Genomic DNA, 10,948 nt, shown 5'->3' on the forward strand with positions numbered 1-10,948 from the left:
TTAAACTGAATTGAGAATATTTTAACAAGTCCCTATTTTTGATAGGAGTGAACAATTTGAAAAAGGAGAATATCTCTGACGCTGTCATCCGGCGGCTTCCCCGTTACTATCGCCAATTGACAGATCTTTCTTCTCAGGGCATCGTGCGGATCTCCTCCCACTCCCTGGGGCAGGAAATGAATATCACCGCATCACAGATCCGGCAGGATTTCAGCTGTTTCGGCGAGTTTGGCCAGCAAGGCTACGGATATAATGTTGAGGAGCTTCGTTCTGAAATTGGTCATATTCTTGGTGTGGATAAAAATCACCATCTGATTATGATTGGCGTTGGAAATCTGGGACATGCTCTCCTGCAAAACTTTCCCTTTGCCCAAACCGGTTTTACCGTGGATGCCGCTTTTGATGTGTCCCCATCTGTCATCGGTTCCACCATCAACAGCGTTCCTGTATACTCCCTGTCGGATTTGGACAGCTTTATTCGGGAGCACACGGTGGATGTTGTGATTTTGACAATTCCGCAGTCTGTCGCACAGAAAACCGCCAACCATCTGATTGACATGGGCATCCGAGGCTTTTGGAATTTTACCAACATTGAATTGTCCAGTTCCAAACCGGATGTAAAGTTTGAGAACATTCATTTTGCTGATAGTCTTTTGATCCTCAGTTATCGAATTGCCAATCGCTGATGCTGTCTCAGCTTCTTCCTATGGTGAAAGGAACGTTATCGATGAAAAAGACTTCCCTTTTGGTTATGGGCTTTCTGACGCTGTCTGCCCTCCTGGTCTTCGCCTATGCGGCAGGCGGGGATGCGTCGGATCCTTTGGCATCTCTTTCCTATCTGAACGGCAGCTTTTCCAGTATGGTGGATACCAGGGTAACGCAGAAACTGGATGCGTCGGACGCCGCTTTGTTGGAAAATGGCACTCTTTCCGACACCGCTGACAGCAGTACTTCCACGTGGACTGAAATCCGGTTAAAGGCGTCTGACATGCTGACTGGATCCACCGGTACAAATGTCCTGGTGCTTGCAGGGAGTGTGCAGGTTTCCTTCTCCTCTGGCGCAGTTGTGGACGTCACGACAGGTACCGCTATTTCCAGTGGATCCATATTAACTGCCAACCACAGATATCTGGTAGCGGAGGATACCTCCGCCGTCTTTACCGTTCTTTCTAAAACAGCGGTTGTGGATTATCAGGGCCCTTATGGATTTAGCTACTCTGATTCCACAGACTACAACGCCATGGCAGCTGCCCTGAAAACAATGCACCTCTTCAAGGGCAGCTTTACCGGCTACGGAAAAGGCTATGATCTGGAGGTTTCCCCTACCCGCCTGCAAGCTCTGATCATGTTTATTCGGGTTCTGGGCGAGGAGGATGCCGCTTTGTCCTGGAGCGGGAGTTCTCCCTTTACGGATGTAGCCGCAGGGACTCAAGCGGCCCAGTATGTTGGCTACGCTTATGAAAGGGGGTATACCAACGGATTTTCTGCCACCACGTTTCGTCCGGCCCAGACCATCACGGCAAATCAGTATATGGAGTTCATGCTGCGGGCATTGGGGTACAGCTCCACGTCCAATACAGACTTGTCCGATACCCTGTCCCGGGCTGTAAATGCCGGCGTAATTACCTCCAAGGAACAGGAATTGCTGCGAAGCGAAGTTTTTCTGCGCGCAGATCTGGTCTACATCTCCTACTATGCATTGGATTCCTTAGTAGCCGGCACCAGCGAGACACTGCGGGACACGCTGCTGATCAAGGGCGTTTTTACGACCTCAGAGTCTGCCTCTGCCCAAGCCATGGTGACCAGCATCCGAAAATAAATAATCCATCACCTCTCTTCCACCACCGCATACTATGGATTGAGACCGCTTCGGTCGGTCTACGTTTTCATAGGAGGTTCCGGTATGTGTAACAATGGTTGGGGCGGCGGTAATTGCTGCTGGATCATCATTCTGCTGATCATCATTTGGTGCTGCTGCGGAAACAATGGTTGGGGTGGCTGCAACAACAATTGCGGCTGCAATAATAACTGCGGCTGTGGATCCGCTCCCTGCTGCTAATCTTTCATAGGTTTAAAACCACACTCCGTGTCCGAAAGGACACGGAGTGTGGTTTTCTTTTCTCTCACGCCTGGCCGTCAAGGCGTCCTTCTTGACATGGTTTTCTCTGCGTGGTAGGATATAATATATTATATAGTATGTCAAATTTAATTCCCCACTATATCTTGTGGTTTTGAAATGAGGAACCAATATGGCACTAGAGAAAATCAAAAAACGTGACGGCCGTGTGGTGGACTTTGACGGCGGGAAAATTGCCGCTGCAATCACCAAGGCCTTTGATGCCGCCTTCCAGCCGAATCAGCAGGAAGAGGCCGCTTATCTGGCCGAGGAAGTCGCTTCCATTATTGAAGTGGAGGGTTTGGAGCTTCCTGAGGTAGAACACGTCCAGGACTTGGTGGAACGGGTTTTGATGGAGCACGGATATACGGAAACTGCCAAGGCCTATATTCTCTACCGCAGCGAACGGGCCAGGGCCCGCGATTTTGGCGGACGGCTGACAAAAATTTATGAGGATATCACCTATTCTTCTGCCAAGGCCAGCAACGGGAAGCGGGAAAATGCCAATATCAACGGCGACACTGCGATGGGCAGCATGCTCAAGTACGGCAGCGAAGGCGCAAAAACCTACTACGAGACCTACGTTATGAAGCCTGAATTTGCCCGGGCCCATGCCGAGGGTGATCTCCATATTCATGACCTCGACTTCTATACCTTTACTACGACCTGCACACAAATTGATATTTTAAAGCTGTTTCACGGAGGCTTTTCTACCAGTCTTGGGCATCTGCGGGAGCCTGGCGACATCTCCACCTATTCTGCCCTGGCATGTATTGCCATACAGTCCAATCAGAACGACCAGCACGGCGGCCAGTCTATTGTGAACTTTGACTACGGCATGGCAGAGGGTGTAGCCAAAACTTTTGTGAAGCTGTATCGAATGAATTTGGCAAGAGCCCTTGCTCTGGAATTGGATTTGCCGGATGTTGATGATGAAGTGAAAGCCATGGTGACAGATGCCATTCGGGAAAGCGGGAGCAGACCCTCTCTGGAAGACAGCAACACCTATCTGCTGGCTGAGCGGCCATACCTGATGCGGCGTTACAGCCTGACAGAGGAGCAGGCCGTGCGATACCAATCCTTTGCCCATAGCCGCGCAAGGAAGGAAACAGACCGGGCCACCTATCAGGCTATGGAGGCCCTGCTCCACAACCTGAATACCATGCAGTCCCGGGCAGGTGCGCAGGTTCCTTTTTCCTCCATCAACTATGGTATGGACACCTCTCCGGAGGGCCGCATGGCAATCCGCAATATTCTCCTGGCTACTGAGGCTGGCCTTGGCAGCGGAGAAACACCTATCTTCCCCATTCAAATCTTCCGGGTGAAGGAGGGCGTCAGTTACCGTCCAGGCGATCCCAACTACGATCTCTTCCAAATGGCCTGCCGGTGCAGCGCCAAGCGCCTGTTTCCAAATTTCAGCTTCTTGGACGCCCCCTTCAATGCCCAGTATTACAAACCCGGACATCCAGAGACGGAAATTGCCTATATGGGTTGCCGGACACGGGTCATCGGCAACACATATGACCCCAGCCGGGAGATCTGCAATCAGCGGGGTAATCTCAGCTTTACCTCTGTCAACCTGCCTCGCCTCGGTATTTTGGCAAAGGGTGATTTGGAAGCCTTTTATCGTTCTCTGGACTCCATGCTGGATTTGTGTGTTGAGCAGCTTTTAGAGCGGTTTGAGATTCAGTGCCGCCGAAAAGTACGGAATTTTCCTTTTCTGATGGGACAAGGGGTTTGGTTGGACAGCGAAACCCTGCGCCCGGATGATGAGGTCCGGAACGTGCTGAAACACGGCACTTTGTCCGTCGGCTTTATCGGCTTGGCGGAAACCTTAGTCGCACTGACAGGTCAGCACCATGGACAAAGTGCAAAAAGCCAGCAGTTGGGGCTGGAAATTATTTCCCACATGCGGGCCCGGATGGATGCGGAGAGTGAAAAGCGGGGACTGAACTTCTCCCTGCTGGCCACCCCGGCGGAAGGTCTCTCCGGCCGCTTCCTGAAGCTGGATCAAGAGCGGTTTGGGATTTTGCCGGGCGTCACAGATCGGGAATACTACACCAACAGTTTTCACATTCCCGTGTACTTCCCTGTCTCCGCCTATCAGAAAATTAATCTGGAAGCTCCCTATCACGCTCTGACCAATGCCGGTCATATCAGTTATGTGGAGATGGATGGCGACCCTTCGCAAAACCTGGAGGCCTTCGAAAAGATCATTTGCTGCATGAAGGAAGCCGGTATTGGGTACGGCTCTATCAATCATGCAGTGGATCGCGATCCTGTGTGCGGCTATACGGGTATCATCGGCGACGAATGCCCGGGCTGTGGCCGCCGCGAGAATGCCAGCATGACTGGTTTTGAACGCATCCGGCGCATCACCGGCTATCTGGTGGGCACCATGGATCGGTGGAATGACGCCAAAACAGCGGAAGAGCATGATCGGGTCAAGCATACGCTGGCGGCAGAATAACGATTCTGCCCCATGCCTGTACAGCATGGACGGCAACGGTAATTCCCTGCCACCCACATCAAGAAAGGATGCCATCACTGATGAATCTTCATAAGGTGATTCAAAATCACGTGGAAATTGCCGTTGTCAGATTCTGTCCCGGCGAACTGCTGATAACAGATACTCAATCGGCCTTGGATTTGATGATGTCTGTAAAGTACCAAACTGGAGCCACCAGTGTAATCTTGAGCAAGCAGGCTGTTGCCGAACAATTTTTCATTTTGAGAAATGGTACAACTGGCGAAATTTTGCAAAAATGGATCAACTACGGAATGAAGGCAGCTTTTTGGGGAGACTACTCTCACTACACCAGCAAGCCTCTGCAGAATTTTATCCGGGAGAGCAATCGTGGACGGGATTTTTTCTTTGTATCCACGGAGGAAGAGGCCCTGGAAAAGCTGTCCGCGTAACATTTCCGTAGGGGTGGAAAGGAGTCATTTCATGCGCATTGCGGGTATCGTCCAGGACTCTATTGTAGATGGCCCCGGTCTCCGTTTTACGGTTTTTCTTCAAGGCTGCCATCGCAGCTGCCTTGGATGTCAAAATCCTCAAACCCATGATCCAAATGGCGGTGTGGAAATCCCCGTTTCAGAGTTGGTTGCGGAAATGCGCTCTAATCCTCTGACAGATGGACTGACCCTGTCTGGCGGAGAGCCTTTTGAACAGCCCGCGGAGGCTTTGCTTCTGGCAAAGGCTGCCCATGAAAGCGGCCTCAATGTCTGGTGCTGGACCGGCAGTTTGTTTGAAGATCTGCTGGATAAAGGCATACCGGTGCAACAAGCGTTGTTGCGGGAGCTTGATGTGTTGGTAGACGGTCCCTTCCTTTTGAAAGAACGAACACTTTCCCTTCCTTGGCGCGGCAGCAGAAATCAGCGGGTCATTCGGGTACAGGAGAGCTTGGAGCAGGGCACGGTGGTTCTGTTGGAATCATAAAAAGAGCGAGTCGAAAAACGACTCGCTCTTTTTATGTAGAAAGGCTAACTTGAAAACAGGCCCAAATGCTCCGTCAAAATTTTGATTCCAAGAAGAATTAAGATGATTCCTCCGCAGAGTTCCGCCCGTTTCTTATAACGGGCACCGAAGAAGTTTCCAACCACAACGCCAACCAGCGAAATACAAAATGTCGTGATTCCAATGATGCTGACCGCCGGCACAATCAACACGTCCAGAAAAGCAAAGGTCACACCGACTGCCAAAGCATCAATACTGGTGGCAACTGCCATCAAAAACAGTTTTTTGAGATCCAGCTTTACATCAACTGCACAGACGGTCTCCTCTTCCTCGGGTTGAAGTGCCTCCCGCACCATATTGCATCCAATCAAGCACAGCAAAACAAACGCCACCCAATGGTCAACGTTCTGAATTCTGTCTGCGAACTGAGATCCCAAAAGCCAGCCCAGCAGGGGCATCAGCGCCTGAAACACACCAAAAAACAAAGCGATTACCGTACCGTGGCGCAGGTTTAGCTTTGGCATGCACAGTCCCTGACAAATTGCCACGGCAAACGCATCCATGGAAAGACCAATGCCGATTAAAAGCAATTCCAGAAAACTCATGAGACAACCCTTCCCCTCATAAAATCACCGGGACTCTCTCCCAGATTTCCAAACTGTCCGGTGAAACCGCACAATCATAGGCGCAAACATGGACACCGGCAGAAACTGCCTCCCGCAGAGCGGCACCAAAGGCAGGATGCGTTGCATCGTTTGGAGTCACGCTGCGGACACTTCCCATTTGTACCACAAAAAACAAGGTTGCGTCAAGCCCTTCCGTCACCGCCTTCTGCAGTTCCCGGATATGCTTGACTCCACGTTCCGTTGGCGCATCCGGAAAGCGCGCTGCGCCGTCTTCTTCCAATGTCACGCCCTTCACTTCCACCATATGGAGTCCGCCGGGTGTTTTCAGGCAAAAGTCCAGTCGTGAAGCTCCATACCGATATTCCGGCAAAATCTCCCTTACATCCGGTAAAAATCCCCCGTCTTGTACCCATTCTGCAAAAACCCGGTTGGGTGCCTGTGCATCCATATTAATCAGCAGTCCCTTTTTATCAACAGCAATCAAGTCAAAATGCGTTTTCCTGGCGGGGTTTTGTGCCCGCTCCAGGTATACGGTCGCTCCAGGAACCAGCAATTCCCGGCATCGGCCCGTATTTTTGACATGGCAGACCTGAACGCCTGTCTCTGTCTCCACATGTGCGATAAATCGATTTGGCCGGCTTAAAAAGCGCCCGGGGATAACCGTTTGGTAGCGCATTGCAGTCACTTTCCTCCCAACGTATTGAAATCAATTCAAAACTCAAACAATTCCAAAATGATTATATCATCATTTTATATAGGATTTGATCTAATTAATCGTTTATATTTCCGTTTCTTTTCGCCGTTTTGCACAAATTCTTTTTACTTTTTTTCTGACCGCCTATTTAAATTTTTGCACAAATGTCAATTGTATTTATTCGTTTAACTTGCTACAATATAACCAAATTCAATCGTAGGGGGTATTGTATGGAAACCTACTCCAGCGCATTTGTGTGCCTGATGGGAATCGGTACCGTCTTTTTCGGCTTGATTTGCCTCATTTTATTGACGAAGTTAATGAGCCTCTTATGCGGAACCGAACAGCAGACTGTGCCCGCAGCTATGTCTGCAGTTCCCATTGTGGAGCCGGACCGCACAGAACTAATCGCCGCCGTTTCCGCTGCCATTGCGGAGGATTTGGGCACCGATATCACGGGCATTCGCATTCTGTCTGTCAAAAAACTTTAATTGAGAAAGGGATGGGATATCATTATGAAAAAGTATAGAGTGACCGTTAATGGAACTACTTATGAAATTGAGCTGGAGGAGCTGACCGGAACTGCACCGGCGGCTGCTCCTGCTTCTGCGTCTGCGCCCGCACCTGCACCTTCCCCTACGGCTTCTGCCGGCGGTGAACAAGTCACCTCCCCCATGCCCGGTACAATTCTGTCGGTCAATATAGCAGCCGGCGATATGGTAAAGCGCGGACAAGTGCTGATGATCCTGGAAGCTATGAAAATGGAGAATGAGATTATGTGTCCCTGTGACGGCAGGGTGGCATCCGTCCAAGCTACCAAGGGCACAGCTGTGGAGTCCGGTGCCCTTCTGTGTGTCATTCAGTGACGGACCGGAGGCGCTGATATGGAAGCTATCCTGAATTTCGTCCAGAGTACGGGTTTTTCCTTGTTTTTTCAAGGAGAAAACTGGAAATGCCTTGTGATGATTGGCATTGCCTGCATTTTGCTGTATCTGGGCATTGTGAAAAAATTTGAGCCCCTGCTGTTGGTAACCATCGCTTTTGGTATGCTGCTGACCAACCTTCCCGGCGCAGGAATGTTCCATGAGATCTTTTTTGCCGGAGGACATATTCACTGGGATTTGATTGGCGGTGCACAAATTACCCAAGCCTTCTTGGACGAGTTGGCCGCCAACAGTGTATCCCAGGCAGTATTGGCCACTGTCACCGTGGGACAGACAGTTACTCCCGGCTTAGTAGATATTTTGTATTTGGGCGTTAAGCTTGGTATTTACCCCTGCCTCATTTTCATGGGTGTGGGTGCCATGACCGATTTCGGTCCCCTCATTGCAAACCCCAAAAGCCTGCTATTGGGCGCAGCCGCGCAGTTAGGTATCTTTATGACGTTTGTCGGCTGCAACCTCTCCCAGCTCTTTACCCAGGCTCAGTCTGCCGCCATTGGCATCATCGGCGGTGCTGACGGTCCCACTGCAATTTTTGGAGCTACGAAGCTTGCCCCGGAGTTGCTCGGTCCCATTGCTGTTGCGGCTTATTCCTATATGGCGTTGGTTCCGGTGATCCAACCGCCCATCATGCGTCTTCTGACCACGGAAAAAGAGCGGAAGATTGTAATGAAGCCTCTGCGGCAGGTCTCAAAAAAGGAAAAGATTCTCTTCCCGATTGTGGTCACGATATTTGTAGCATTGCTGGTTCCCTCTGCGGCACCGCTGATTGCCTGTCTGATGCTGGGCAACTTGTTCCGGGAGTGCGGCGTGGTGGAACGTCTCAGCAAAACCGTTCAGAATGAGCTCATTAATATTGTCACCATTTTCCTGGGGATCTCTGTCGGTGCGACTGCCACTGGCGGAACATTCCTGTCCCTTCAGACCCTGGCGATTATGGCTATGGGAATTGTGGCCTTTGGCTTTGGTACCGCCGGTGGTGTTCTGTTGGCCAAATTTATGAATCTGTTCCTGAAGGAAAAAATCAATCCTCTCATCGGGTCTGCCGGCGTTTCCGCTGTGCCGATGGCCGCCCGTGTCTCTCAGGTTGAGGGGCAGAAGGCCAATCCCGGCAACTTCCTGCTGATGCACGCCATGGGACCCAATGTGGCAGGCGTCATTGGGTCTGCCATTGCAGCCGGCGTTCTTATTTCCCTGTTCGGTTAAAGGAGGTTCAGAATGGAATTTTTATCTGAGAAGCCCCTGTATATCACAGACACCATCTTGCGGGATGCCCATCAATCCCAGGCAGCCACCCGCATGCGGCTGGAGGATATGCTCCCCGCCTGCGAGGTGCTGGATTCCATCGGCTATTGGTCCCTGGAGTGCTGGGGCGGCGCCACCTTTGACGCCTGTATGCGCTTTTTGAACGAGGACCCCTGGGAGCGGCTGCGGCAGCTGCGGAAAGCACTGCCCCACACCAAGCTTCAGATGCTCTTCCGCGGTCAAAACATTTTGGGCTACAAGCACTACGCCGACGATGTGGTGGATGCGTTCTGTGCCAAGTCCATTGAAAATGGGATTGATATCATCCGTATTTTTGATGCCCTGAATGATGTGCGGAATCTGGAGCAGGCCATCCGGTCTACCAAAAAATACGGCGGCATGGTGGAAGCGGCCATGAGCTACACCATCTCTCCCATCCATGACGAGGCCTATTTTGTCAAGCTGGCAAAGGATCTGGAACAGATGGGAGCGGATGTTATCTGCATCAAGGATATGGCAAACCTTCTGCTGCCGATGGACGCCTACTCCCTTGTGAAAAAACTGAAGGAAACCGTTTCCGTGCCCATCCACCTGCATACGCACAACACCACTGGTACGGGAGATATGGTATTGCTGATGGCCACCTATGCCGGCGTGGACATTGTAGACACTGCCCTCTCCCCCCTTGCAAACGGCACCTCTCAGCCCGCCACAGAGTCTCTGGTTGCCACTTTGCAGGGAACGGTGCGGGATACCGGCCTGAACCTCGGCAAGATGAGCACGGCTGCGGCTCACTTCCGCAAGGTAGCGCAGCGACTCAAGGAAGAGGGCTCCCTGGATCCAAAGGTCCTAAATGTGGATACCAATACCCTCCTCTACCAAGTTCCCGGAGGCATGCTCTCCAACCTGATTTCCCAGTTGAAGCAGGCAGGAAAAGAGGAGCAGTATTATGATGTGCTGGCTGAAATTCCAAGGGTCAGAAAGGACTATGGGTATCCTCCATTGGTAACGCCCTCCAGCCAGATTGTTGGCACACAGGCCGTGATGAACATTATTACGGGAGAGCGCTATAAGACCTTTACCAAAGAATCCAAAGCCATGTTGCGGGGTGAATATGGAAAGCTTCCTGCCGAGGTAAACGCCGAAGTTCGTGCCAAAGCTGGTATTGCTCCAGAGGATGTCATCACTTGCCGGCCAGCGGATTTGTTAGATCCAGAGCTGGGAAAATATCGGGAAGAATTCCGAGAAATTGCCAAAAGTGATGAAGATGTGCTCTCTTTAGCACTTTTCCCCCAAGTGGCACCTAAATTTCTGGCCTACCGTGATGGCCCCGTCGAAAAAGCGAGTGAATCAGTGAAAGCTGAAGAAAGATCTCCTAATTCTGTTCGAGAATTGTATGTAGAATATAATCCATAATCCAAACGTTTGCGCGGAAAGCTTTTTCGCGCAAACGTTTTTTTTGCTTTCTTGCTTGCAGAACCTTACTATCTACAAAAAAGAGACTCACACAAGTGTGTGAGTCTCAGATGTTGGCGCTACCTATCTTCCCAGGCCGTCACCAGCCAAGTATTGTGGGCAGAAATGAGCTTAACTACCGTGTTCGGAATGGGAACGGGTGGACCCTCATTCTAATCAGCACCAACTATATGTCATCCGGAAAAACCGGAAAACAACTGTATTATATTGTGTTTCGCGCTCTGTGTCAAGAAGGAAATGGTGACCCGTACCGGATTCGAACCGATGTTAACGGCGTGAGAGGCCGCTGTCTTAACCACTTGACCAACGGGCCAGATGCGGTGTGCCTTTCGGTACACCGTTTGGTGCGCCTTCACGGACTCGAACCGGGGACCCACTGATTAAGAGTCA

At 51.0% G+C, this 10,948-nt stretch carries 12 protein-coding genes, 1 tRNA gene and 1 rRNA gene; 10 read left to right on the plus strand and 4 right to left on the minus strand.

Features of this window, described 5'->3' with window-relative positions:
- The first annotated feature begins 47 nt into the window (after positions 1-47).
- The 6 genes from BMZ81_RS12115 to nrdG all read left to right on the plus strand — a co-directional run bounded on the left by BMZ81_RS12115 (position 48) and on the right by nrdG (position 5,558).
- The gene (locus BMZ81_RS12115; protein ID WP_347498071.1) at positions 48-686 is read left to right on the plus strand and encodes a redox-sensing transcriptional repressor Rex; all 639 of its coding nucleotides are present in this window, start codon (positions 48-50) and stop codon (positions 684-686) included.
- A 41-nt stretch (positions 687-727) separates the two neighbouring features.
- Complete coding sequence (locus BMZ81_RS12120; protein WP_091132486.1) at positions 728-1,819, plus strand: S-layer homology domain-containing protein; 1,092 nt, start codon at positions 728-730, stop codon at positions 1,817-1,819.
- Positions 1,820-1,903: 84 nt separating this feature from the next.
- Positions 1,904-2,059: a hypothetical protein gene (locus BMZ81_RS14135; protein WP_177187309.1), complete on the plus strand. Its 156-nt coding sequence runs from the start codon at positions 1,904-1,906 to the stop codon at positions 2,057-2,059.
- 190 nt (positions 2,060-2,249) lie between these two features.
- The gene (locus tag BMZ81_RS12125; protein WP_091132488.1) at positions 2,250-4,586 is read left to right on the plus strand and encodes an anaerobic ribonucleoside triphosphate reductase; all 2,337 of its coding nucleotides are present in this window, start codon (positions 2,250-2,252) and stop codon (positions 4,584-4,586) included.
- Positions 4,587-4,666: 80 nt separating this feature from the next.
- On the plus strand, positions 4,667-5,035 hold the full coding sequence (locus BMZ81_RS12130; protein ID WP_091132491.1) for a DUF4180 domain-containing protein: 369 nt from the start codon (positions 4,667-4,669) through the stop codon (positions 5,033-5,035).
- A 31-nt stretch (positions 5,036-5,066) separates the two neighbouring features.
- Positions 5,067-5,558 carry an anaerobic ribonucleoside-triphosphate reductase activating protein gene (nrdG, locus tag BMZ81_RS12135; RefSeq protein WP_091132492.1) on the plus strand — a complete coding sequence of 164 codons (492 nt, stop codon included), beginning with the start codon at positions 5,067-5,069 and terminating at the stop codon, positions 5,556-5,558.
- A 44-nt stretch (positions 5,559-5,602) separates the two neighbouring features.
- Here nrdG and BMZ81_RS12140 read toward each other — a convergent pair whose 3' ends face one another.
- Positions 5,603-6,181: a manganese efflux pump MntP gene (locus BMZ81_RS12140; protein ID WP_091132495.1), complete on the minus strand. Its 579-nt coding sequence runs from the start codon at positions 6,179-6,181 to the stop codon at positions 5,603-5,605.
- Between the two features lie 16 nt (positions 6,182-6,197).
- Positions 6,198-6,878 carry a DNA/RNA nuclease SfsA gene (gene sfsA, locus BMZ81_RS12145; RefSeq protein ID WP_091132498.1) on the minus strand — a complete coding sequence of 227 codons (681 nt, stop codon included), beginning with the start codon at positions 6,876-6,878 and terminating at the stop codon, positions 6,198-6,200.
- A gap of 248 nt (positions 6,879-7,126) precedes the next feature.
- On the opposite strand from sfsA, the gene BMZ81_RS12150 reads away from it, so the two are divergent.
- From BMZ81_RS12150 to BMZ81_RS12165, 4 genes are read left to right on the plus strand one after another with little or no spacing between them, the layout of a single operon-like run.
- Entirely contained in the window at positions 7,127-7,387 is a 261-nt protein-coding gene (locus tag BMZ81_RS12150) for an OadG family protein (RefSeq protein WP_177187310.1), read from the plus strand.
- A gap of 24 nt (positions 7,388-7,411) precedes the next feature.
- Entirely contained in the window at positions 7,412-7,762 is a 351-nt protein-coding gene (locus BMZ81_RS12155) for an acyl-CoA carboxylase biotin carboxyl carrier protein subunit (RefSeq protein ID WP_091132503.1), read from the plus strand.
- A gap of 18 nt (positions 7,763-7,780) precedes the next feature.
- Positions 7,781-9,043 (plus strand): sodium ion-translocating decarboxylase subunit beta, encoded by a 1,263-nt coding sequence (locus tag BMZ81_RS12160; protein ID WP_091132506.1) that lies wholly within the window; start codon positions 7,781-7,783, stop codon positions 9,041-9,043.
- Between the two features lie 12 nt (positions 9,044-9,055).
- Positions 9,056-10,498, plus strand: coding sequence for a pyruvate carboxylase subunit B (locus BMZ81_RS12165; protein ID WP_091132509.1), 1,443 nt, complete (start codon positions 9,056-9,058; stop codon positions 10,496-10,498).
- Between the two features lie 111 nt (positions 10,499-10,609).
- On the opposite strand, the gene rrf is transcribed toward BMZ81_RS12165, so the two are convergent.
- Together rrf and BMZ81_RS12175 are read right to left on the minus strand one after the other, a co-directional pair.
- Positions 10,610-10,725, minus strand: a 5S ribosomal RNA gene (gene rrf / locus BMZ81_RS12170).
- 71 nt (positions 10,726-10,796) lie between these two features.
- Positions 10,797-10,871, minus strand: a tRNA-Glu gene (locus tag BMZ81_RS12175).
- Positions 10,872-10,948: the final 77 nt, after the last annotated feature.

Origin of the sequence: Oscillibacter sp. PC13, from assembly GCF_900115635.1 — a bacterium.
Classification (GTDB): Bacteria; Bacillota; Clostridia; order Oscillospirales; family Oscillospiraceae; genus Oscillibacter.